The organism is uncultured Ramlibacter sp. (assembly GCF_936925435.1).
GTDB lineage: Bacteria > Pseudomonadota > Gammaproteobacteria > Burkholderiales > Burkholderiaceae_C > Ramlibacter.
This window is the reverse complement of the sequence record NZ_CAKZHQ010000028.1, coordinates 1-21,375: the sequence shown is the minus strand read 5'-3', so window position 1 is coordinate 21,375 and position 21,375 is coordinate 1. Positions and strand designations below refer to the sequence as shown.

Annotated in this window: 21 protein-coding genes, 1 tRNA gene and 1 pseudogene; 10 read left to right on the top strand and 13 right to left on the bottom strand. The window is 66.2% G+C overall.

Annotation, left to right across the window (positions count from 1 at the left end; all coding sequences use genetic code 11):
• The 5 genes from icmF to Q0632_RS14360 form a co-directional block, all read right to left on the bottom strand.
• The coding region (gene icmF, locus Q0632_RS14380) for a fused isobutyryl-CoA mutase/GTPase IcmF (protein ID WP_298931279.1) at nucleotides 1–2,741 on the bottom strand (2,741 nt) is incomplete at its 3' end.
• Between the two features lie 16 nt (nucleotides 2,742–2,757).
• On the bottom strand, nucleotides 2,758–3,600 hold the full coding sequence (locus tag Q0632_RS14375; protein WP_298931276.1) for a PPK2 family polyphosphate kinase: 843 nt from the start codon (nucleotides 3,598–3,600) through the stop codon (nucleotides 2,758–2,760).
• A gap of 81 nt (nucleotides 3,601–3,681) precedes the next feature.
• Nucleotides 3,682–5,640 carry a TRAP transporter large permease subunit gene (locus Q0632_RS14370; RefSeq protein WP_298931272.1) on the bottom strand — a complete coding sequence of 653 codons (1,959 nt, stop codon included), beginning with the start codon at nucleotides 5,638–5,640 and terminating at the stop codon, nucleotides 3,682–3,684.
• A gap of 2 nt (nucleotides 5,641–5,642) precedes the next feature.
• Nucleotides 5,643–6,269, bottom strand: a complete 627-nt coding sequence (locus Q0632_RS14365; protein ID WP_298931269.1) for a TRAP transporter small permease subunit — start codon at nucleotides 6,267–6,269, stop codon at nucleotides 5,643–5,645.
• A 79-nt stretch (nucleotides 6,270–6,348) separates the two neighbouring features.
• Nucleotides 6,349–7,464, bottom strand: coding sequence for a TRAP transporter substrate-binding protein (locus Q0632_RS14360; protein ID WP_298931266.1), 1,116 nt, complete (start codon nucleotides 7,462–7,464; stop codon nucleotides 6,349–6,351).
• 126 nt (nucleotides 7,465–7,590) lie between these two features.
• Here Q0632_RS14360 and Q0632_RS14355 point away from each other — a divergent pair, with 126 nt between their 5' ends.
• From Q0632_RS14355 to Q0632_RS14330, 6 genes and pseudogenes are all read left to right on the top strand, one after another.
• Nucleotides 7,591–8,394, top strand: coding sequence for a fumarylacetoacetate hydrolase family protein (locus Q0632_RS14355; RefSeq protein ID WP_298931260.1), 804 nt, complete (start codon nucleotides 7,591–7,593; stop codon nucleotides 8,392–8,394).
• 41 nt (nucleotides 8,395–8,435) lie between these two features.
• Nucleotides 8,436–8,939: pseudogene (locus tag Q0632_RS14350) on the top strand (MBL fold metallo-hydrolase); the annotation flags it as partial.
• Nucleotides 8,940–9,113: 174 nt separating this feature from the next.
• Nucleotides 9,114–9,548 carry a rhodanese-like domain-containing protein gene (locus Q0632_RS14345; protein ID WP_298931285.1) on the top strand — a complete coding sequence of 145 codons (435 nt, stop codon included), beginning with the start codon at nucleotides 9,114–9,116 and terminating at the stop codon, nucleotides 9,546–9,548.
• 60 nt (nucleotides 9,549–9,608) lie between these two features.
• On the top strand, nucleotides 9,609–10,835 hold the full coding sequence (gene argJ / locus Q0632_RS14340) for a bifunctional glutamate N-acetyltransferase/amino-acid acetyltransferase ArgJ (protein ID WP_298931257.1): 1,227 nt from the start codon (nucleotides 9,609–9,611) through the stop codon (nucleotides 10,833–10,835).
• Nucleotides 10,835–11,707, top strand: coding sequence for an ATP-binding protein (locus Q0632_RS14335; RefSeq protein WP_298931254.1), 873 nt, complete (start codon nucleotides 10,835–10,837; stop codon nucleotides 11,705–11,707). The genes argJ and Q0632_RS14335 overlap by 1 nt, the downstream gene beginning before the upstream one ends.
• Nucleotides 11,704–12,189, top strand: coding sequence for an NUDIX domain-containing protein (locus Q0632_RS14330; protein ID WP_298931251.1), 486 nt, complete (start codon nucleotides 11,704–11,706; stop codon nucleotides 12,187–12,189). Before Q0632_RS14335 ends, Q0632_RS14330 begins: the two co-directional genes overlap by 4 nt.
• 33 nt (nucleotides 12,190–12,222) lie before the next feature.
• Here Q0632_RS14330 and Q0632_RS14325 read toward each other — a convergent pair whose 3' ends face one another.
• The 8 genes from Q0632_RS14325 to Q0632_RS14290 all read right to left on the bottom strand — a co-directional run bounded on the left by Q0632_RS14325 (nucleotide 12,223) and on the right by Q0632_RS14290 (nucleotide 18,874).
• Nucleotides 12,223–12,435 carry a DNA gyrase inhibitor YacG gene (locus tag Q0632_RS14325; protein WP_298931246.1) on the bottom strand — a complete coding sequence of 71 codons (213 nt, stop codon included), beginning with the start codon at nucleotides 12,433–12,435 and terminating at the stop codon, nucleotides 12,223–12,225.
• An 11-nt stretch (nucleotides 12,436–12,446) separates the two neighbouring features.
• Entirely contained in the window at nucleotides 12,447–13,202 is a 756-nt protein-coding gene (zapD, locus tag Q0632_RS14320) for a cell division protein ZapD (protein ID WP_298931243.1), read from the bottom strand.
• A gap of 28 nt (nucleotides 13,203–13,230) precedes the next feature.
• Nucleotides 13,231–13,830, bottom strand: coding sequence for a dephospho-CoA kinase (gene coaE, locus Q0632_RS14315; protein ID WP_298931240.1), 600 nt, complete (start codon nucleotides 13,828–13,830; stop codon nucleotides 13,231–13,233).
• A gap of 25 nt (nucleotides 13,831–13,855) precedes the next feature.
• Nucleotides 13,856–14,698: an A24 family peptidase gene (locus tag Q0632_RS14310; RefSeq protein ID WP_298931237.1), complete on the bottom strand. Its 843-nt coding sequence runs from the start codon at nucleotides 14,696–14,698 to the stop codon at nucleotides 13,856–13,858.
• Nucleotides 14,698–15,909 carry a type II secretion system F family protein gene (locus Q0632_RS14305; protein WP_298931234.1) on the bottom strand — a complete coding sequence of 404 codons (1,212 nt, stop codon included), beginning with the start codon at nucleotides 15,907–15,909 and terminating at the stop codon, nucleotides 14,698–14,700. The genes Q0632_RS14310 and Q0632_RS14305 overlap by 1 nt, the downstream gene beginning before the upstream one ends.
• Before the next feature lie 28 nt (nucleotides 15,910–15,937).
• Entirely contained in the window at nucleotides 15,938–17,674 is a 1,737-nt protein-coding gene (gene pilB / locus Q0632_RS14300; RefSeq protein ID WP_298931231.1) for a type IV-A pilus assembly ATPase PilB, read from the bottom strand.
• 160 nt (nucleotides 17,675–17,834) lie between these two features.
• Nucleotides 17,835–17,911, bottom strand: a tRNA-Pro gene (locus tag Q0632_RS14295).
• A 33-nt stretch (nucleotides 17,912–17,944) separates the two neighbouring features.
• Nucleotides 17,945–18,874: a polyprenyl synthetase family protein gene (locus Q0632_RS14290; RefSeq protein ID WP_298931282.1), complete on the bottom strand. Its 930-nt coding sequence runs from the start codon at nucleotides 18,872–18,874 to the stop codon at nucleotides 17,945–17,947.
• 227 nt (nucleotides 18,875–19,101) lie between these two features.
• Here Q0632_RS14290 and rplU point away from each other — a divergent pair, with 227 nt between their 5' ends.
• The 4 genes from rplU to proB form a co-directional block, all read left to right on the top strand.
• Nucleotides 19,102–19,413: a 50S ribosomal protein L21 gene (rplU, locus tag Q0632_RS14285; RefSeq protein WP_298931229.1), complete on the top strand. Its 312-nt coding sequence runs from the start codon at nucleotides 19,102–19,104 to the stop codon at nucleotides 19,411–19,413.
• A 12-nt stretch (nucleotides 19,414–19,425) separates the two neighbouring features.
• Nucleotides 19,426–19,683, top strand: coding sequence for a 50S ribosomal protein L27 (gene rpmA / locus Q0632_RS14280; protein ID WP_298931226.1), 258 nt, complete (start codon nucleotides 19,426–19,428; stop codon nucleotides 19,681–19,683).
• 66 nt (nucleotides 19,684–19,749) lie between these two features.
• On the top strand, nucleotides 19,750–20,820 hold the full coding sequence (cgtA, locus tag Q0632_RS14275) for an Obg family GTPase CgtA (RefSeq protein ID WP_298931223.1): 1,071 nt from the start codon (nucleotides 19,750–19,752) through the stop codon (nucleotides 20,818–20,820).
• Between the two features lie 55 nt (nucleotides 20,821–20,875).
• Nucleotides 20,876–21,375: glutamate 5-kinase (gene proB / locus Q0632_RS14270; RefSeq protein WP_298931220.1), on the top strand; the 500-nt coding region annotated here is incomplete at its 3' end.

The window sequence follows — 21,375 nt, the reverse complement described above, 5'->3', positions numbered from 1 at the left end:
GGCGTGGTGATGGCCTCGTCGAAGGCGTTGGTGTGCAGCGAGTTGCAGTTGTCGTAGATGGCGATCAGCGCCTGCAGCGTGGTGCGGAGGTCGTTGAACTGGATCTCCTGGGCGTGCAGGCTGCGGCCCGAGGTCTGGATGTGGTACTTGAGCTTCTGTGAACGCTCGTTCGCCCCGTACTTTTCCTTCATGGCCACCGCCCAGATGCGGCGCGCCACCCGGCCCATCACCGTGTACTCCGGGTCCATGCCGTTGGAGAAGAAGAACGACAGGTTGGGCGCGAAGTCGTCGATGTGCATGCCGCGCGCCAGGTAAGCCTCGACGAAGGTGAAGCCATTGGACAGGGTGAAGGCCAGCTGGCTGATCGGGTTGGCCCCCGCCTCGGCGATGTGGTAGCCCGAGATCGACACCGAGTAGAAGTTGCGCACGTTGTGGTGCACGAAGTACTGGGCGATGTCGCCCATGACCTTGAGGCTGAACTCGGTGGAGAAGATGCAGGTGTTCTGGCCCTGGTCTTCCTTGAGGATGTCGGCCTGCACCGTGCCGCGCACGTTGGCCAGCACCCATTCGCGGATCTTGGCCGCCTCGGTGTCGGTCGGCTCGCGGCCGTTGTCCTGCTGGAATTTGTCCAGGTTCTGGTCGATGGCGGTGTTCATGAACATCGCCAGGATGCTGGGCGCCGGGCCGTTGATGGTCATGGACACCGAGGTCGAGGGCTTGCACAGATCGAAGCCGCCATACAGCACCTTCATGTCGTCCAGGGTGGCGATGGACACGCCGGAGTTGCCGACCTTGCCGTAGATGTCGGGCCGCAGGGCGGGGTCGTTGCCGTACAGCGTGACCGAGTCGAAGGCGGTGGACAGACGCTTGGCCTCCATGCCTTCGCTGAGCAGCTTGAAGCGCCGGTTGGTGCGGAAGGCGTCGCCCTCGCCGGCGAACATGCGGGTCGGGTCCTCGCCGTCGCGCTTGAAGGCGAAGGTGCCGGCGGTGTAGGGGTAGCTGCCCGGCACGTTGTCCAGCATCAGCCACTGGAGGATCTCGCCGTGGTCCTCGTACTTGGGCAGGCTGACCTTGCGGATGGTGGTGCCCGACAGCGATTTGGTCGTCAACGCGGTGCGGATCTCCTTGTCGCGGATCTTGACCACGTACTCGTCGCCGGCATAGGCCTGCTGCATCTCGGGCCATTGCTTGAGCAGGTGCAGCGCATCCTTGTCCATGCGCGCCAGCCGCTTGCCGGCCAGGTCGAGCACGGCTTCGGCCGCCGGCGCCCGGTCCGGCTTGTCGACCTTGAGCATGCGCGCCGATTCCTTGAGCTGCTGGATCTCGCGCGCCAGAGCGGCCTGCTCCCGCGCGCGTTTCTTGTACCCGCGCACCGTGTCGCTGACCTCGGCCAGGTAGCGGGTGCGCGCCGCCGGCACCACCGGGGTCTGGTTGCTGCTGTGGCGCACGGCCACCTGTGGCAGGCTGGCGCCTTGCAACGGCATGCCCAGGGCCGCCAGCCGGGGCTTGAGCGCCTGGTACAGGGCGGTGACGCCGTCGTCGTTGAAGCGCGCCGCCATGGTGCCGAACACCGGCATGGCCTCGGGGCTGGCGCCCCAGGCCTCCTTGTTGCGCTGCACCTGCTTGGCCACATCGCGCAGGGCGTCGGCCGCACCCTTGCGGTCGAACTTGTTGATGGCGACGAACTCGGCGAAGTCCAGCATGTCGATCTTCTCGAGCTGGCTGGCGGCGCCGAACTCCGGCGTCATCACGTAGACCGGCACGTCCACGTGCGGCACGATGGCGGCGTCGCCCTGGCCGATGCCCGAGGTCTCAACGATCACCAGGTCGAAGCCCGCGACCTTGCAGGCGGCGATGACGTCGGGCAGGGCGGCCGAGATCTCGCTGCCGAAGTCGCGCGTGGCGAGGGACCGCATGAACACGCGCGCTCCCTTGCTCCAGGGATTGATCGCGTTCATGCGGATGCGGTCGCCCAGCAGGGCGCCGCCGCTCTTGCGCCGCGAGGGGTCGATGGAGATCACGGCCACCCGCAGGCGGTCGTCCTGGTCCAGCCGTAGACGGCGGATCAGTTCGTCGGTGAGCGAGGACTTGCCGGCGCCGCCGGTGCCGGTGACGCCGATGACCGCTACATTTTTGCTAGCGGCCGAGGCCCGAAGGACGGGGGCTAGCGCCGAATTCAGTGTGCCATTCTCGATCGCGGTGATGAGCTGGGCCAGGGCCCGCCAAGCGACCTCGCCATGGCCCTGGATGGCGGCGATGTCCGCCGGTGCGAAGCCGTTGAGGTCGCGGTCGCAGCGCATCACCATCTCGCCGATCATGCCGGCCAGGCCCATGCGCTGGCCGTCTTCCGGGCTGTAGATGCGCGTCACGCCATAGGCCTGCAGCTCGCGGATCTCGGGCGGCACGATGACGCCGCCCCCACCGCCGAAGACCTGGATGTGGGCGCCGCCGCGGGCCTTGAGCAGGTCGACCATGTACTTGAAGTACTCGACGTGGCCGCCCTGGTAGGAACTGATGGCGATGCCCTGCACGTCTTCCTGCAGGGCGGCCGTGACCACCTCGTCGACGCTGCGGTTGTGGCCCAGGTGGATGACCTCGGCGCCCATGCCCTGCAGGATGCGCCGCATGATGTTGATGGCAGCGTCATGGCCGTCGAACAGGCTGGCAGCGGTGACGAAGCGCACCTTGTGCTTGGGTCGGTAGCTGGCGAGCGCCTTGAATTCGGCGGACAGGTCGGTCATGGTTTTGTCTCTTGTGTTACTTCACCTGCAGGCCCGCCAGAGCCGGATCGCCGCTCGGGTAGCGCAGCTTCAGGCCCTGGAGGGTGTCGCGCACGATGGTGGCGATCATCAGGTTGCGGTGGGTCTTGGAGTCGGCGGGCACCACCGTCCAGGGCGCCCAGGGTGTGCTGGTGGCGCGCAGCAGCGCCTGGTAGGCCTTCTGGTAGTCCTTCCATTGCTTGCGTACCTCGATGTCGCCCATGCTGAACTTCCAGTGCTTGGCGGGGTCGTCCAGGCGCTCTTGCAGGCGCAGGCGCTGCTCCTGGCTGGAGATGTGCAGCATGAACTTCAGGACGATGGTGCCGGTCTCGCTGAGCATGCGCTCGAAGTCGTTGATGTGGGCGTAGCGCTGGGCCGTCTGCTGCGGCGTGATCCAGCCGTTGACGGGTGGCACCAGCACGTCCTCGTAGTGGCTGCGGTTGAAGACCGTGATCTCGCCCCGGGCCGGCATGGCCTGGTGGATGCGCCACAGGGAGTCGTGCGCTTTTTCTTCCTCGGTGGGGGCCTTCCAGCCCACGGTGTGCACCCCCAGCGGGCTGGTGGCGGCGAACACGCCGCGCACCGTGCCGTCCTTGCCGGCCGTGTCCGTGCCTTGCAGCACCACCAGCAGGCCGAAGCGCCGGTCGGCGTACAGCATGTTCTGCAGGCTGTCGATCTCCAGTGCCAGCGTCGCGACGGCCGCGCGGTCGGCTTCCTTGTCGCCGCACGACCAGGGCTTGGCTGCGGGGTCGATGGACGAGAGCAGGAAAGTCCCGGCGCCCTTGCCCGTGGGCGGCTGCCAGTGGGCGAGCGCCGGCGCGCGGGAGCTTTTCTTGGCCATCGGGGAAGTGTCTCTCGGAAGGAGGAGACACTTTAGTGGGAGTTGACGTTTACGTCAACGTCAACTCCCAACGCCCATCTCTCAGCCGTAGAGGTATTTCGGCAGCCACAGCGTCAGCCCCGGCCAGATGTACATCAGGGCCATGCAGACGATGACGATCAGCATGTAGGGCATCATCCCCGCGAAGATCTGGTTGATGGTCACGTGCGGTGGCGAGACGCCCTTGAGGTAGAAGGCCGACATGGCCACGGGCGGCGACAGGAAGGCTGCCTGCAGGTTGACGAAGACCAGCACGCCCCAGAGGATGGGATCGATCTGGAAGTGCTGCAGCAGCGGCAGGAAGATGGGCACGAAGATCACGATGATCTCGGTCCACTCCAGCGGCCAGCCCAGGATGAAGATGATGGCCTGCGACAGCAGCAGGAACTGCAGCGGCGACAGGTTCATGGACATCACCCATTCCTCGACCACGCGCTGGCCGCCCAGCAGGGCGAACACGGCGGAAAACAGCGCCGAACCGACGAACAGCCAGCAGACCATGGAGGTGGTCTTGCAGGTCAGGAACACCGCTTCCTTGATCTTCTGGAAGTCCAGCGTGCCGGCATGCCAGGCCATCAGGAAGGCGCCCGCCGCGCCCACGGCGGCGGATTCCGTGGCCGTGGTGATGCCAAACAGGATGACGCCCAGCACCACGATGGTCAGCAGCGCCAAGGGCATCACCGAACTGACCAGCATGCGCAGGATTTCGAACTGCTCGGCATCGAAGCGCCGGTAGTACCACAGCAGCAGGCCCGCCATCAGCACGCAGGCCACGGCAAACCCCGTGTAGAACGCTTCGGGCACAGGCGCGGACTGCTGCGCCGCAGCCGAGGGCTCGCCGATCTCCTGCAGCGGCGCGTCGGCCGCCGCCGCGGCCGGCTTGACGTCCTCGGAGCCCGGTGGCGCCTGCAGGCCGCCGGCTTCGGCCGGCTCCTTGGCAGCGTCCTCGTTGGGCGGCTCCTTCAAGCCTTCGTCGGCGGGAGGCTCCTTCACGCCGGCCTCGGCCGGGGGCTCCTGCAGACCGCCCGATGACGCCGGCGCCGCCTGGATGCCGCTGGCCGTTGGCTCGGCCTTGGCAGCTCGGGCCGCCGCCACCTGGGCGTTGTTGTCGGCCTGGGAGTGGATCACCACGTACCACCAGGTTCCGCCCAGAGTCACCAGCGCGAACACCAGCGGCACCAGGGCTGTGCCCAGGCTGCGCAGCAGGAAGCCGCGGCTGGCCTGGCCGCCAGCGTGGCGCAGCCTGGCCGGCGCCGCGGCGGCCATGGCCAGGGCCGGCAGCGCCCTGCGCGAATAGACCTCGGTCACCTGCTGCAGCCAGGGCGGCACAGGCGCGCGGTTCTGCTCGGGCGGCAGCTTGGGCGCCACCTTGGGGTTGAGCATGACCCAGCCGATGATGTAGACCAGGTACAGCAGGGCCAGGAAGAAGCCGGGGAACATGGCTGCCGCGTACAGCTTGACCACCGACTGGCCGGCGACCGCCGCGTAGACGATGATCATCACCGAGGGCGGGATCAGGATGCCCAGGGTGCCGCCGGCCGTGATGACGCCGGCCGCCAGCCGGGTGTCGTAGCCGGCGTTGAGCATGGGCCGCATGGCGATCACGCCCATCAGCACCACCACCGCGCCGACCAGGCCGCTGGCGATGCCCCAGAAGGTGCAGATGATCAGGGTGGTGACGGCCAGCGAGCCGGGCACGCTGCGAAACGCCAGCTGTACGCTGTGGAACATCTTGTCGACCAGCGCCCCGCGTTCCATGATGTAGCCCATCAACACGAACAAGGGGATGGACAGCAGGGTCTCGTTGGTCATCGCACCGAAGGCGCGCTGCACCATCAGGTCGAAAATCCGGTTGTCCCAGAAGTGGGTGGCCGGGTCGTAGAAGGCGACGAAGCCGAAGGCCATGCCCAGGCCCATCAGCGTGAAGGCGGTGGGAAAGCCCATCATGATGACGACCACGATCAGGCCGAGCATGGTCATGCCGAGAACAGCATTGCTCATGGCTAGCCCCTCACCGTGCGGGATTGCTCGATCGCCAGTCGCCGCGCTTCCTCGTCGACGAACTCGCTGCCGGCCAGCTGCTGGGCGACCACGTCGGATTCCTGCGCGTCCTTCAGGCGCGGCGTCCAGACGCCTGTGCGGATGCAGACGGTGCAGCGCAGGATCTCGGCCAGGCCCTGCAGCAGCACGATGGCGCCGGCCACGGGGATGACGAACTTGAAGGGGTAGAGCGGAATGGGGGTGGCGTTGAAGGTCTGCTCGCGCATGGCCAGGGATTCGTTGAAATAGGTCCAGCCGGCCCAGGTGAGGGCCGCGATGCCGGGCAGGAAAAAGACGATGTACAGCACCAGGTCCAGCCAGGCCTGGGTGCGGGGCTTCATGGAGCCGTAGAAGAAGTCGCCGCGCACATGACCGTCGTGCGCCAGCGTGTAGGCGCCTCCCAGCATGAACAGGGTGCCATACAGCATGTTGTTGACGTCGAAGATCCAGGCGGTGGGTGCGTTGAGGGCGTAGCGCTTGAAGACTTCGGCGCAGACCACGAGCATCAGCACCACGATCAGCCAGGCAGCCGCCTTGCCGACCCAGGTGCTGATGTGGTCGGCGGTATGCAGGATTCTTTGTGTGTTCATTTTGAATCGGTGGGGCCCATCAAAAAGGCCAGCCATCCAGTTGCGGACGGCTGGCCGGCATGGCCCGCAACTAACGGGATCAGGCCTTCTTCTTGCCGAAGGAGTGGTTGTATGCCATCTTGAAATCGACCATGTAGTCGTTCTGCCAGGGGATGGTGCGCTGGGCGTAGGCCTTCTGCGAATCGATCACCTTCTTGAACAGCGGGTTGGCCTTGGACTTGTCGTCAACGATCTTGTCCCAGGCTTCCAGCTGCGCCTTGAGCACGGCGTCGGGCGTCTTGTAGAACTTGATGCCCTGCTTCTTCATCTCGGCGTAGTCGTTCGAATTGCGGTCGATCGCCTTCCAGCTCATGTCGGCGCTGGCCGCCTGCACGGCATAGTCGATGATGGCCTTGAGCTCGGTCGGCAAGGCATTGAGCTTGGCCTTGTTGAACAGGATCTCGAACTGTTCGCCGCTCTGGTGGAAGCTCTGCAGCATGCAGTTCTTGACCACGTCGGGAAAGCCCAGCACGCGGTCGGATGACGCATTGTTGAACTCGGCCGCGTCGATCAGGCCGCGGTCCAGCGCCGGCACGATCTCGCCGCCGGGCAGCGGGTTCACCGAGGTGCCCATGGCGGTGAAGATGTCGACCGACAGGCCGACGGTGCGGAACTTCAGGCCCTTCATGTCCGCCACCTTGCCCACCGGCTTCTTGAACCAGCCCAGCGGCTGGGTGGGCATGGGGCCGTACAGGTAGGACACCACGTCCATGCCGATGGACTTGTAGATCTCTTCGAGCAGGGCCTTGCCGCCGCCGTAGTTGTGCCAGGACAGGACCATGTTAGGGTCCATGCCGAAGGCCGGGCCCGAACCCCACAGGGCCAGGGCGTTGTTCTTGCCGTAGTGGTAAGCCACCACGCCATGGCCGCCGTCGAGCGTGCCCTTGTTCACCGCTTCGAGCAACTGGAAGGCGGGCACGACCGCACCGGAGGGCAGGACCTCGATCTTGAGCTTGCCGCCGGCCATGTCGTTGACCTTCTTGGCGAAGTCGTTGGCGTACTCGTGGAAGATGTCCTTGGCCGGCCAGGTGCTCTGGAAGCGCAAGGCCGTTGCCGGCGTCTGGGCCATCACCAGCGGCGCTGCGGTCATGGCGCCGGCTGCGGCTGCCGCGCCCTTGAGCAGGCTGCGGCGGCGAGGAGTCTTGGATTCGGTCATGTCTCTCTCCAGGTTGATTTGAAATCGTTAGCAAGCTATCTTTGGCCCGCACTCGCTGGACAGGAAGAGGGTTTTCACCGAGCGGGCGAGGGCTTTGTTCGAATAGTTACAAACAGGAGACGAGACATGAGCAGCAGGATGGACAGAAGAGACTTTTTTCAAGGGAGTGCGGCCGCCGCTGCATTGGCCGCGGGCGGTCTGGCGGGCTGCGCCACCGCATCGACGGGCACTTCCGGGCGCACGCCGTTCCAGCTTGCCGGGACAGTCATCCCAGTGGTGGGCTCCGACGAGGTCTTTCCGGTGCGCCGCATTTATTGCATCGGCCGCAACTACCGCGCCCATGCCATCGAGATGGGCTCCAACCCCGACCGCGAGCCGCCGTTCTTCTTCCAGAAGCCGACCGACGCCATCCAGTTCGTGGCCCCGGGCACCGTGGCCGATCATCCCTATCCCTCGCTGACCAAGAACTACCACTACGAAGCCGAACTGGTGGCGGTGCTGGGCAAGGGCGGGCGCAACATCCCGGTGGCTTCGGCGCTGGACCTGGTCTGGGGCTACTCCCTGGGCCTGGACATGACGCGGCGCGACCTGCAGCGCGCCATGGGCGACGAGAAGAAGCCCTGGGAGATCGGCAAGAGCTTCGACCGTTCGGCGCCCATCGGCGCGGTGCACAAGGTGGCGCAGACCGGCCACTTCACCAAGGGCAGCATCTGGCTCAAGGTCAACGGCCAGACCAAGCAGAACGCCAACCTCAGCCAGATGATCTGGTCGGTGGCCGAGCAGATCAGCAAGCTGTCCGAGGCCAATGAGCTGTTCCCCGGCGACATCATTTACTCGGGCACGCCCGAGAACGTCGGCCCGGTGGTGCGCGGCGACGTCATCGAGATGCACATCGACGGCCTGCCCAACCTGAGCGTCAAGATCGTCTGAGCGCCGGCGCGCTCCTACACTAGGACGGCTAGGAGCGCGCCATGGACACACCGATCCAACTGTTCGACCCGGGGTCGTCCAGCTTCACCTACCTGCTGGTGGACCAAGCCTCCAGGGAGGCGCTGATCATCGACCCGGTCGACGTGCAACTGGCGCGCGACCTGGCGCTGCTGCGCGAGCGCGGGCTCAAGCTGGTCTGGACCATCGAGACCCACGCCCACGCCGACCACATCACCAGTGCCGCGCAGCTGGCCGAACACACCGGCGCCCGCACGGCGGCGCCCGCGGGTTGCGACATCGGCACGGCCGCCGTCCAGCTCCAGGACGGCGATGTGCTGCGCTTTGGCAGCGAGGAACTCAGGGTTTTGCACACGCCCGGCCACACCGCCGGCAGCATGAGTTTTATCTGGCGCGGCCACTTGTTCAGCGGTGACACCCTGCTGATCGACGGCTGCGGCCGCACCGACTTCCAGTCCGGCAGCGCGCAGGCCCTGTACCGCAGCATCACCGGCGTGCTGTTTGCGCTGCCCGACGCCACCTTGGTCTGGCCCGGCCACGACTACCAGGGGCGCAGCCATTCCACGATAGCCGCCGAGAAAGCCGGTAACGCCCGTGTGGCCGGCAAGACGCTGGCAGAATTCAAGGCCACCATGGACGAACTGAACCTGCCCCGCCCCCGCCGCATCGACGAAGCCGTGCCGGCCAACCGGATTTCCGGCCTGCGCCAGGACGCCGGCGGCGGCCCCCTGCTGCCGCGGCCCGCCGAGGGTTATGCCGGCGACGTGCCGCCGCAACTGGCCTGCCAGTGGTGGCAGGCCGGCGATGCCGTGCTGATCGACGTGCGCACCGATGCCGAGCGCGAATGGGTGGGCTTCGTGCCCGGCGCCGTGCCGCTGGCCTGGAAGCAGTGGCCCGGCATGGCCGTGAACGCCGCCTTTGACGAGGGCATCCGTGCCGCCGTGCCGGCCGGCAAGAAGGCCGTGCTGCTGTGCCGCAGTGGCGTGCGCTCTGTTGCGGCAGCCAGGCGCGCCACCGAGCTTGGCATCGAGGCCTGGAACATCCTGGAAGGTTTCGAGGGCGACCCCGACGACAATGCCCAGCGCGGGCGCAAGGGCGGCTGGCGCCTGCGCGGCCTGCCCTGGCGACAGAACTAATAACCTTGCGGGACAGACCACGCGCAGCGTGCTCTGTCCCCAACTGACTGGAGAAAAATCATGGCTGTGAATCTGCCGGCGCCGCAGGCCGCCGACCTGCATCCCGTGGCCGGCCTGCGCATCGGCGTGGCCGAGGCCGGCATCCGCAAGGCCAACCGCAAGGACCTGACCGTGGTCCTGATCGACGAGGGCGCTTCGGTCGCCGGCGTCTTCACCCAGAACCGTTTCTGCGCCGCGCCGGTGCAGGTCTGCCGCGAGCACCTGCACAGCGGGGCCATCCGGGCCATGGTCATCAACACCGGCAACGCCAATGCCGGCACCGGCGAGGATGGGCTTATCCGCACACGCACCAGCTGCATCGCCCTGGCCCGCCTGCTGGAGATCGCGCCCGAGCAGGTGCTGCCGTTTTCCACCGGCGTCATCATGGAACCGCTGCCGGTGGAGCGCATCCAGGCCGGCCTGCCGGCCGCCCTGGCCGACGCCAAGGAGAGCAACTGGCTGCGCGCCGCCGAGGGCATCATGACCACCGACACCGTGGCCAAGGCCTTCAGCAAGCAGATCGACATCGACGGTGCGCGCGTCACCATCACCGGCATCAGCAAGGGCGCCGGCATGATCCGGCCCAACATGGCGACCATGCTGGGCTACCTGGCCACCGACGCCAGGGTCGACCAGCAGCTGATGCAGCAGCTGGCGCTGGAACTGGCAGAGGGTTCGTTCAACCGCGTGACGGTGGACGGCGACACCTCGACCAACGACTCCTTTGTCGTCATCGCCACCAACAAGGCGGCCCACGCGCCCATCACCTCGCTGGCCAGCGCGGCCGGCCAGGCGCTGCGCGCGGCGATGCTGGACGTGGCGCGCCGCCTGGCCCAGGCCATCGTGCGTGACGGCGAGGGCGCCACCAAGTTCATCACCGTGCGGGTCGAGGGCGGGCGCGACGGCGACGAGTGCCGCAAGGTGGCCTATGCCATCGCCCACTCGCCCCTGGTCAAGACCGCCTTCTTTGCCAGCGACCCCAACCTGGGTCGCATCCTGGCGGCCGTGGGCTATGCCGGCATCGCCGACCTGGACCAGACCGGGATCGACCTGCACCTGGACGACGTGCACGTGGCCGTCAAGGGCGGCCGCAACCCGGCCTACCGCGAGGAAGACGGCCAGCGCGTGATGAAGCAAAGCGAGATCACCGTGCGCGTCGGCCTGGGCCGCGGCAATGCCAGCGACACGGTCTGGACCTGCGACTTCAGCCACGACTACGTCAGCATCAACGCAGATTACCGCTCCTGATGAACGAGAAATTTGAACTCTTGATCGACCGGGTCGGCCAGCTGCTGACCCGCATTGAATCCATCCTGCCGCAGCCGCTGAGCGCACCCGACTGGAACGCCTCCATCGCCTGGCGCTACCGCAAGCGCTCGTCGGGCCACGGCGCGCTGGAGCCGGTGCGCAGCGTGGCGGCGATCCGCCTGGACGACCTCCAGGAGATCGAGCCGCAAAAGGAGAAGATCCAGCGCAACACCGCCCAGTTCGTCGCCGGCCAGCCGGCCAACAACGTGCTGCTGACCGGCGCCCGCGGCACTGGCAAGTCCTCGCTGATCAAGGCCTGCCTGAACGAGTACGCCGACCGCGGCCTGCGCCTGATCGAGGTCGACAAGGCCGACCTGGTGGACCTGCCCGACATCATCGATGTGGTGGCGCAGCGGCCGGAAAAGTTCATGGTCTTTTGCGACGACCTGAGCTTCGAGGAGGGTGAGGCCGGCTACAAGGCCTTGAAGTCCATCCTGGACGGCTCGGTCTCGGCCGCCTCGCCCAATGTGCTGATCTACGCCACCAGCAACCGGCGCCACCTGCTGCCTGAGTACATGAAGGAAAACCTCAGCTACACCCACACCGAGGATGGCGAGGTCCATCCTGGCGAGGTGGTCGAGGAGAAGATCTCTCTGTCCGAGCGCTTCGGCCTGTGGGTCAGCTTCTACCCCTTCACCCAGGACGAATACCTGGTCATCACCGGCCAGTGGTTGTCCTCCTTCGGCGTTGCACAAGCGGCGATCGATGCGGCGCGCGCCGAGGCCCTGGTCTGGGCGCTGGAGCGGGGATCACGCAGCGGCCGCGTGGCCTACCAGTTCGCAAGGGATTACGCGGGGCGCCACCCGAAGTGACACCAACCCCTCTGGTTGCGCACGGCGACCGGCCGCGCGAGGGCGGGCCGGACCGCAAGGAAGTGGCAGTCGCCGTGGGCGTGTTGATCCGCCCCGACGGCCGCTTCCTGCTGACGTCGCGCCCGGCCGGCAAGGTCTACGACGGCTACTGGGAGTTTCCGGGCGGCAAGCTCGAGCCTGGTGAGAGCGTGGAGCAGGCGCTGCGGCGCGAGCTCACCGAGGAGATCGGCGTGACCATTGGCGCCGTCCACCCTTGGAAAGAGGAAGTAGTCGATTATCCGCACGCCCTGGTGCGGCTGCACTTTTGCAAGGTCTACGACTGGAGCGGCGAGTTGCAGATGCACGAAGGCCAGTTGTTCTCCTGGGAGAGTCTGCCGGTGCAGTCGCAACCCGTGCTGCCCGGAACGGTGCCGGTGCTGGCCTGGTTCGCGGCCGAGCGTGGCTTCGAGGGTGCTACGCATTTCATAGCGCCTCAGGCTTGATTGACGGGGGCTAGAGGCTGCTTTCGCCGTGAATCACTGCAGTTTGGCGTCGCCAAAGGGCTGGTCGTCCGGTGGTGCCTCACTGGCCACGCGGAAGCTCTCGCTGGCCCAGGCGCCCAGGTCCAGGTTCTTGCAGCGCTCGCTGCAGAAGGGCCGGAACGGGTTGCTGGGGGCATAGATGCTGTCGCCGCCGCAGCCCGGGCAGGGCACGGTGCGGGCCTTGTAGGCCGGGTCTTGCTGCGCCATCGCCCTCTTCCTCAGGAGCAGAGAGTCAATTCGAAACCGGCGTCGTCGCCGCTGGCCTGCAGGCGGTCGCCGGCTTCCTGGCGCATCAGGCGCACCGACACCATCAGGCGGTTGCCGCTGATCTCGGGCACCAGGCCCAGGGCCGGGTCAATGCGCAGGCGCAGCAGCTGGAAGGTCCGGCCTTGCGGCAGGTTCTGCTGCAACTGGCCGCCGCTGGCCATCACCTTCTGCGGCGTGCCGGAGTCGCGCAGCAGCTTGAGCAGCAGGTGGATGCCCTGCGCGAAGGGCGCCAGCGCACCGGCCCAGCGCTCCAGGTCGGCCCGGCGGGTGTCCGCGTCCAGGTGCTGCCAGGCGTAGTAGGCCGGGAGGTCGAACTCGCAGGTGCCGCCGGGAATGCCGACGCGGCTGCGGATGCTCATGAGCCAGTCGTTCTCGGTCAGCGCCTGGCCGGCCTTGCCAGACAGGCTGTTCAGGTCGGAGAAGCAGGCATCGAGCTTGCCGATCACCTCGTCGAGCGCGGACTGCGAGATGGCCGGATTGCCGCGGTAGCTGCCCAACACGGCCTTTTGCTTGTCCAGGTCCTTCATCACGTCGGACTTCAGGTCGGCCCGGGCCGCCACGTCCATCACCTCGAAGATGGTGGCCAGGGCGTAGTGGTGATCGATCGGGTGCTCGCGCGGGACCAGCTCGCCGAGCCGGCGGAACAGGTGCTCCAGGCGCAAGTAGGTGCGGATGCGTTCGTTGAAAGGGTATTCGTAGAGGATCACGCTTGCTGGCTTCTTGGCAAGGCGCCCATCATAGCCCGAAGGTCCGCGCTGCTTGCGCAACTTCGGTGTTCAATTGCGCCAGCGACAGGCCTTCGTTGCAGATCACGAGGTCGGCGGCCGCCAGGCGCTGCAGGCGCGGCGCCTGCGCCGCGATGATGGCGCGCACCTGTTCGGGCGCCAGCGCGCTGCGGGCCACCACCCGTGCGACCTGGGTGTCCTCGCTGCAGTCGACCACCAGCACCCGGTCGACCTGGCTGCGCCAGCGGCCCGATTCGACCAGCAGCGGGATGTCCAGGACCAGGCAGCGGCTGCCGGCGGCGCGTGCCGCCTCGGCCTGGCGCGCGCTCTCCAGGCCCACCAGGGGATGGACGATCTGTTCGAGCTGCTTGCGCGCTTGCGGGTCGGCATAGGCGTGCGCGCGCATGCGGTCGCGGTCCAGGCCGCCGTCGGCGGCGATGAACTGGGGACCGAAGCGTTCGCTGATGGCTGCAATGGCGGCGCCGCCGGGCGCGGTGGTGGCGCGTGAAATGGCATCGGCGTCGATGACGGCGGCGCCCAGGCCGGCCAGCATCTGCAGCACCGTGCTCTTGCCGCTGCCGATCCCGCCAGTGAGGCCAATGCGAAGCATTTCCTGGCCTTGGAGCATGGCCCGTCTACAGTCCTATGGTCTCGAGGATGGCGGCCGGGCCGAAGACCATGGCCGTCAGGCCGGCACCGGCCAGGAAGGGGCCGAAGGGCACGTAGCCGCCTTCACGCAGGCCGGTGGACAGCTTCATCGCGATGCCGACGATGGCGCCGATGACCGAGGCCATCAGGATGATGGGCACCAGGGCCTGCCAGCCGAACCAGGCGCCCAGCGCCGCGAACAGCTTGAAATCGCCGTAGCCCATGCCTTCCTTGCCGGTGAGCAGCTTGAAGCCCTTGTAGACCAGCCACAGCGACACATAGCCCGCCACCGCGCCCCACAGTGCCTGGGGCAGGGTGACGTCGCTCCAGCGCAGCGCAGCGGCAATCAGGCCGGCCCAGACCAGGGGCAGGGTGATGTCGTCGGGCAGCAAGGTGGTGTCCCAGTCGATCAGGGCCAGCACGAGGACGGCGCTGCCAAAGCCCGCCCAGGCCGCGGCCGGCGGCGTGATGCCCCAGCGCCAGGCGCAGTAGAAGAACAGGGCGCCGGTGGCCAGTTCCACCGCCGGGTAGCGCAGGCCGATCGGTGCGGCGCAGGCCGAGCACTTGCCGCGCAGGGCCAGGTAGCTGAACACGGGGACGTTCTCGTACCAGCGGATCAGATGGCCGCACTTGGGGCAGCGCGAGCGGGGCTTGTTCAGGGTCAGGACCGGGCCCGGCTCGGCCTCCTTGCCCTGGAGTTCGGCGCATTCTGCCGCCCATTGCCGCTCCAGCATCAGCGGCAGGCGGTGGATGACGACATTGAAGAAGCTGCCCAATAGCAAGCCGAAGACGCCGGCCAGGCCGGCGTCGAACAGGGGCGACACCAGCATCAGACGACCTGGCCCAGCTTGAAGATGGGCAGGTACATCGAGACCACGATGCCGCCGATCAGACCGCCCAGGAACACGATGATGATGGGTTCCATCAGGCTGGACAGGCCGGCGACCATGTCGTCGACCTCGGCTTCGTAGAAATCGGCCGCCTTGCCCAGCATGTGATCGATCGAGCCCGACTCCTCGCCGATGGCGCACATCTGCAGCACCATGGTGGGGAAGACGTTGGCATTGGTCATGGCCGCCGTCAGGCTGGTGCCGGTGGAGACTTCCTGCTGGATCTTTTCCGTTGCCAACGCGTACACCGAGTTGCCCGAAGCGCCGCCCACCGAGTCCAGTGCCTCGACCAGGGGCACGCCGGCGGCAAACATGGTTGCCAGCGTGCGGGTCCAGCGGGCGATCACCGACTTGTAGACCAGGTTGCCGAACACCGGCACCTTGAGCATCACCCGGTCCATGGCCATCTGCACCTTCTCGCTGCGTCTCCAGGCCTGCATGAAGAAATAGAAACCGCCGCCGAGGCTGCCGAAGATCAGCCACCAGAACTTGACGAAGAACTCGCTCAGGGCAATGACGAACAGCGTGGGCGCCGGCAGGTCGGCGCCGAACGAGGTGAACACCTCCTTGAACGCCGGAATCACGAAGATCATGATCACCGTGACGACGACGAAAGCGACCACCACCACCGAGATGGGGTACATCAGGGCCGACTTGATCTTGGACTTGATGGCCTCGGTCTTTTCCATGTAGACGGCCAGCCGGTCGAGCAGTGACTCCAGGATACCGGCGGCTTCGCCGGCCTCGACCAGATTGCAGTAGAGGCTGTTGAAGTACAGCGGGTACTTGCGAAAGGCCGCCGACAGCGAGGTGCCGGTCTCCACGTCGGTGCGGATGTCGTTGAGCAGCTTGGTCACGCTGACATTGGCGTTGCCCCGGCCGACGATGTCGAAGGCCTGCAGCAGGGGCACGCCGGCCTTCATCATGGTGGCCAGCTGGCGGGTAAAGATGGCGATGTCCTTGGGCTTGATCTTGGCGCCCGAGCGCATGCGCCGTTTCTTGATCTTGGTGGCGGACACGCCCTGGCGGCGCAGCGCGGCCTGGACCTGGTTCTCGCCGGCGGCCCGCGTTTCGCCGCGCACCTGCTTGCCGTTGCGGTCGCGTCCCTCCCACTCAAAAACGAACTCGGTGATTTTTGCTGCCGTAGCCATGGGCTGTGCTCCTCGCCTGCTTTGTTGTCTATTCGTTCGTGCAGCCGAGCACTTCCTCGAGGGAAGTGACGCCCAGCTTGACCTTGCGCAAGCCCGATTTGCGCAGGCTGTTGACCCCTTCGCTCGCTGCCTGTGCTGCGATGTCCATCGAGCTGCCGTCGCGCAGGATGATGCGCTGGATTTCATCGCTGATGGGCATCACCTGGTAGATGCCGACCCGCCCCTTGTAACCGTTGTTGCACATGGTGCAGCCCACCGGCCGGTACGGCGACCAGGAACCGTCGACTTCCTCGTCCTTGAATCCGGCTTCCAGCAGGGTCTCATGCGGGATGTCGGCCGGCGCCTTGCAATTGGGACACAGGCGCCGGGCCAGGCGCTGGGCGGTGATCAGGATCACGCTGGAAGCGATGTTGAAGGGCGCTATGCCCATATTGCGCATCCGCGTCAGCGTCGTTGGCGCGTCGTTGGTGTGCAGCGTGGACAGCACCAGGTGGCCGGTCTGGGCGGCCTTGATGGCGATGTCGGCGGTTTCCAGGTCGCGGATTTCACCGACCATGATGACGTCCGGATCCTGGCGCAGAAAGGACTTGAGCGCGGCCGCGAACGTCAGGCCGGCTTTCTCGTTCACGTTGACCTGGTTGACGCCTGGCATGTTGATTTCCGACGGGTCTTCGGCCGTGGAAATGTTCACCCCGGGCTTGTTCAGCAGGTTCAGGCAGGTGTAGAGTGACACTGTCTTGCCCGATCCGGTTGGACCGGTGACCAGCACCATGCCGTAGGGCCGCTGCACCGCGGCGAGCAGGCGTTCCTTTTCCTCGATCTCGTAGCCCAGGGCTTCAATGCCCAGACGGGCGCTGCTGGGATCCAGGATACGGATCACGATCTTTTCACCGAACAGCGTGGGCAGGGTGCTGACGCGAAAGTCGATCACCCGGTCCGGGCCTACCTTGAGCTTCATCCGTCCGTCCTGCGGGATGCGCTTTTCGGAGATGTCCATGCGCGAGATGACCTTGATGCGCGAGGCCAGCTTGTCCTTGATGGCGATCGGCGGCGAGGCGATCTCGCGCAGCTCGCCGTCGACGCGGAAACGCACGCGGTAGTTGTGCTCGTAAGGCTCGAAATGCAGGTCCGATGCCCGCATGCCGAAGGCGTCCAGCAGCATCTTGTGCAGGAACTTGACGACAGGCGCGTCCTCGACCTCGGAGATGCCCTTGTCTTCCTCCTCGGCACTGGCCGACTCCATCGACGACTCGTCGAACTCGAAGTCGTCGCCGATGATGCTGTCCATCGCCTCGCTGGCCGTGGTGGCGTTGGCCTCCACCATCTTGGTCAGCTTGTCGTACTCGGCGATGACCCAGTCCACACCCATCTGGGTGGCGAACTTGATCTTCTCCGCGGCCTGCTGGTCGGACGGGTCTGCGGTGGCGACGATCAGCCGGTTGCTGCGCTTGCTCAGCACGACCACCCGGTAGTCCTGGCAGATCTTGGTGTCCAGCAGGCTCTTGGGCAGGCGCTGGGCGTCGACCGCTTCGAGGTCCACCATGGGCGCGCCGAAGGCCGATGACATGGTGTGTGCCAGGTCGGAAGCGGAGACCGCGCCGGAGCCGGTCAGTTCGGCGATGAAGCTGCTGCGGTTGGCCTGGGCCTTGCGGTACAGGTCTTCGGCCGATTTCTGACCGAGCTTGCCGGCGGAAACAAGGGCGCGGGCCAGCCCAGGCAACGCCAGGGCGGGGGCTTCGGTAACGGCAGGATCGACAGCGGCCATTCGCGGAAATTTACATCTGTGGGGGCGCCTGCCAGCGACATGCCGCAGGGGCGCAGCTGATCATCGCCGAAAGCTCCGGCACTGTAAATCGAGCTGTGGTATGCGTGCGAACCGCTGGCTGCGGGGGCCGGAAACCGGCACGAATTCACGCATGAAAAAATGGTCGGGGTGAGAGGATTCGAACCTCCGGCCTCTACGTCCCGAACGTAGCGCTCTACCAGGCTAAGCTACACCCCGATTTTTCTTGCTTGTCGCCGCTCGCCCGATGACTCAGTGGCGGCGCCCAAGCAGTTGAGCCGCTAATTGTAGCAAACCATTCGTGTGTGAATTGGCGGGCAGCTGCCCGATGCTGTCGATCGCGCGTTGCGCCTCGGCGGCAGCGGCCTGGTGCGTCACCTCCAGCGCGCCCGTCTCACGCACGATGGCCACAATGCTGTCGAGTTCCGCCACGGCGCCATTCTCGATCGCATGGCGAATGAGCTCGCGTTGCGCCGGTGTGCCGCGCTGCATGGCGGCGATCAGCGGCAGCGTGGCCTTGCCTTCGCGCAGGTCGTCGCCCAGGTTCTTGCCCATTTCATGGACGTCGCCTTCGTAGTCCAACGCGTCGTCGATCACCTGAAAGGCCGTGCCCAGGGCCTGGCCGTAGTCGGCGCAGGCCTGCTCCTGCTCGGGCGTGCTGCCCGCCAGGATGGCGCCCAGGCGGGCGCTGGCCTCGAACAGCTTGGCGGTCTTGGAGCGGATCACGCGCAGATAGGCCGCCTCGTCCAGGGACGGGTCGTGCATGTTCATCAACTGCAACACTTCGCCTTCGGCGATGGTGTTGGTGGCATCGGCCAGGATTTCCATGATGCGCATGTCGCCGGCGTCCAGCATCATCTGGAAGGCCCGCGAGTACAGGAAGTCGCCCACCAGCACGCTGGCCGGATTGCCGAAGCTCTCATTGGCGGTGGCGCGGCCGCGGCGCAGGGTGGATTCGTCGACCACGTCGTCGTGCAGCAGGGTGGCCGTGTGGATGAACTCGACCACGGCCGCCAGGTTGAAGCGCTGTTCGCCCCGGTAGCCCAGGGCCCCGCATACCAGCAGCAGCAGGGCCGGGCGCAGCCGCTTGCCGCCGGCGGAAATGATGTAACGCGAGACCTGGCTGACCAGCGGCACGCCGGAAGCCAGTCGCTTGGTGATGACTGCATCGACTTCGCGCATATCGTCGGCAATCAGGGACAGGACGGAGGCGGTGCTGGAGGAATCGGTCAAGGGCGCAGGGCAGGAGTGTGGGCCGATTATAGGAAGCGCTCCGGGCGGGTTGGGGCCGTCGGGTGCAGAGCTTGTGAGTGGCCGCAAACCATGTTATAGTCTTGGGCTCTGTGGAAATCCGTCCGCAGAGATCTTTGAAGAGACACTCAAGTGTCTCGCACATTCAAGAGGTTTACATGTACGCGGTCATAAAAACCGGCGGCAAGCAGTATCGCGTTGCTTCCGGCGAAAAAATTAAAGTAGAACAGATTGCTGCGGACGTAGGCCAGGAGATCGTGATCGACCAGGTTCTGGCTGTCGGCGACGGCAGCGGACTGAAGGTCGGCACACCCCTGGTGTCCGGCGCAACTGTCAAAGCCACTGTGGTGGCGCACGGCTTGCACGACAAGATTCGCATCTTCAAGATGCGCCGTCGCAAGCACTACCAGAAGCGTCAGGGTCATCGCCAGCAGTTCACCGAACTGCAAATCGGCGTGATCGCTGGTTAAGGAGCAGGGCAAATGGCACAGAAAAAAGGCGGCGGCTCTACGCGAAACGGGCGGGATTCCCAGCCCAAGATGCTCGGCGTGAAGGCATTCGGCGGTGAGCTCATCAGCGCCGGTTCCATCATCGTGCGCCAGCGCGGCACCAAGTTCCATCCCGGCAACAATGTCGGCCTGGGCAAGGACCACACCCTGTTCGCCCTGGTGGACGGCCACGTGTCGTTCAAGGTGAAGGGTTCGCTGAACAAGCACACCGTGAACGTGACCCCGGCGTAAGCTGATCACTTCGCTCCCAGACGAAGCCCCGACCTGTCGGGGCTTTGTTTTTTATACTGGCCACCTATGAAGTTCGTTGACGAAGCCTTTATCGACGTCTCCGCCGGCGACGGCGGCAACGGCTGCGTCTCGTTCCGCCACGAGAAGTACAAGGAATTTGGCGGCCCCAACGGTGGCGACGGCGGCCGCGGCGGCCACGTTTTCGCGGTTGCAGATTCCAACCTCAACACCCTGGTCGACTTCCGTTTCTCGCGCCGGCACGACGCCAGGCGCGGCGAGCACGGCATGGGCTCGGACATGTTCGGCGCCGCCGGCGACGACATCACGCTGAAGATGCCGGTGGGCACCATCATCACCGACGCCGAGACCGGCGAAGTGTTGTACGAGCTGCTCACGCCGGGCGAGGTGATCACCATCGCCAAGGGCGGCGACGGCGGCTTTGGCAACATGCGCTTCAAGAGCGCGATCAACCGCGCGCCGCGCCAGAAGACGCCCGGCTGGCCGGGCGAGAAGAAGAACCTCAAGCTTGAGCTCAAGGTGCTGGCCGACGTCGGCCTGCTGGGCATGCCCAACGCCGGCAAGTCCACCTTCATCTCGGCGATCTCCAACGCCCGTCCGCGCATTGCCGACTATCCCTTCACCACCCTGCATCCCAACCTGGGGGTGGTGCGGGTCGGCCCGGAGCAAAGCTTCGTGGTGGCCGACCTGCCCGGCCTGATCGAGGGCGCCTCGGAAGGCGCCGGCCTGGGCCACCTGTTCCTGCGCCATCTGCAGCGCACCCGGCTGCTGCTGCACATCGTCGACCTGGCGCCGTTTGACGACAACGTCGACCCTGTGGCCCAGGCCAAGGCCATCGCGCTGGAACTCAAGAAGTACGACAAGGCCTTGTTCGACAAGCCGCGCTGGCTGGTCCTGAACAAGCTGGACATGGTGCCGGCCGAGGAGCGCGAGGCCCGCGTCAGGGACTTCGTCAAGCGCCTCAAGCACAAGGGCCCGGTGTTCGAGATCTCGGCCCTGACGCGCGAGGGCTGCGAGTCCCTGGTCAAGGCCATCTACCAGCAGGTCAAGGCGCAGCAGGTCGCGGAACAGGCGCCGGTCGAGATCGATCCGCGCTTCGCCGGCGACCCGGCGGACTGAGCTGCTCTAAAAACAATAGCGCCTCACGTCCGTTTGGCGGGGGCTACAGCCCGAAATGACAGAGAAAACTGCTTCCGACGCCTTGCGCACGGCGCGCCGCATCGTGGTCAAGGTGGGCTCCAGCCTGGTGACCAACGAGGGCCGCGGCCTGGACGAGGCCGCCATCGGCGAATGGTGCCGCCAGCTCGCCGCGCTGGCAGCCCAGGGGCGCGAGGTGATCATGGTCTCCAGTGGCGCCATCGCCGAGGGCATGAAGCGCCTGGGCTGGACCATCCGGCCGCACCAGATCCACGAGCTGCAGGCCGCTGCCGCCGTCGGCCAGATGGGCCTGGCCCAGATGTACGAAACCAAGCTGCGCGAGAATGGCATGCGCTCGGCCCAGGTGCTGCTGACGCACGCGGACCTGGCCGACCGCGAGCGCTACCTCAACGCCCGCTCCACGCTGCTGACCCTGCTGCAGCTGCGCGTGCTGCCGGTCATCAACGAAAACGACACCGTCGTCAACGACGAGATCAAGTTCGGCGACAACGACACCCTGGGCGCCCTGGTGGCCAA

What these genes read in the sequence shown, in the direction of transcription:
- Q0632_RS14290 (WP_298931282.1), bottom strand. Translation starts at nt 18,874, where the DNA reads ATGCGCGAAGTCGATGCAGTCATCACCAAGCGACTGGCTTCCGGCGTG.
- Q0632_RS14370 (WP_298931272.1), bottom strand. Translation starts at nt 5,640, where the DNA reads ATGAGCAATGCTGTTCTCGGCATGACCATGCTCGGCCTGATCGTGGTC.
- Q0632_RS14335 (WP_298931254.1), top strand. Translation starts at nt 10,835, where the DNA reads ATGAACGAGAAATTTGAACTCTTGATCGACCGGGTCGGCCAGCTGCTG.
- Q0632_RS14365 (WP_298931269.1), bottom strand. Translation starts at nt 6,269, where the DNA reads ATGAACACACAAAGAATCCTGCATACCGCCGACCACATCAGCACCTGG.
- rpmA (WP_298931226.1), top strand. Translation starts at nt 19,426, where the DNA reads ATGGCACAGAAAAAAGGCGGCGGCTCTACGCGAAACGGGCGGGATTCC.
- coaE (WP_298931240.1), bottom strand. Translation starts at nt 13,830, where the DNA reads ATGCTTCGCATTGGCCTCACTGGCGGGATCGGCAGCGGCAAGAGCACG.
- Q0632_RS14325 (WP_298931246.1), bottom strand. Translation starts at nt 12,435, where the DNA reads ATGGCGCAGCAAGACCCGGCCTACAAGGCCCGCACCGTGCCCTGCCCG.
- rplU (WP_298931229.1), top strand. Translation starts at nt 19,102, where the DNA reads ATGTACGCGGTCATAAAAACCGGCGGCAAGCAGTATCGCGTTGCTTCC.
- Q0632_RS14360 (WP_298931266.1), bottom strand. Translation starts at nt 7,464, where the DNA reads ATGACCGAATCCAAGACTCCTCGCCGCCGCAGCCTGCTCAAGGGCGCG.
- Q0632_RS14310 (WP_298931237.1), bottom strand. Translation starts at nt 14,698, where the DNA reads ATGCTGGTGTCGCCCCTGTTCGACGCCGGCCTGGCCGGCGTCTTCGGC.
- Q0632_RS14375 (WP_298931276.1), bottom strand. Translation starts at nt 3,600, where the DNA reads ATGGCCAAGAAAAGCTCCCGCGCGCCGGCGCTCGCCCACTGGCAGCCG.
- argJ (WP_298931257.1), top strand. Translation starts at nt 9,609, where the DNA reads ATGGCTGTGAATCTGCCGGCGCCGCAGGCCGCCGACCTGCATCCCGTG.
- Q0632_RS14355 (WP_298931260.1), top strand. Translation starts at nt 7,591, where the DNA reads ATGAGCAGCAGGATGGACAGAAGAGACTTTTTTCAAGGGAGTGCGGCC.
- cgtA (WP_298931223.1), top strand. Translation starts at nt 19,750, where the DNA reads ATGAAGTTCGTTGACGAAGCCTTTATCGACGTCTCCGCCGGCGACGGC.
- Q0632_RS14305 (WP_298931234.1), bottom strand. Translation starts at nt 15,909, where the DNA reads ATGGCTACGGCAGCAAAAATCACCGAGTTCGTTTTTGAGTGGGAGGGA.
- pilB (WP_298931231.1), bottom strand. Translation starts at nt 17,674, where the DNA reads ATGGCCGCTGTCGATCCTGCCGTTACCGAAGCCCCCGCCCTGGCGTTG.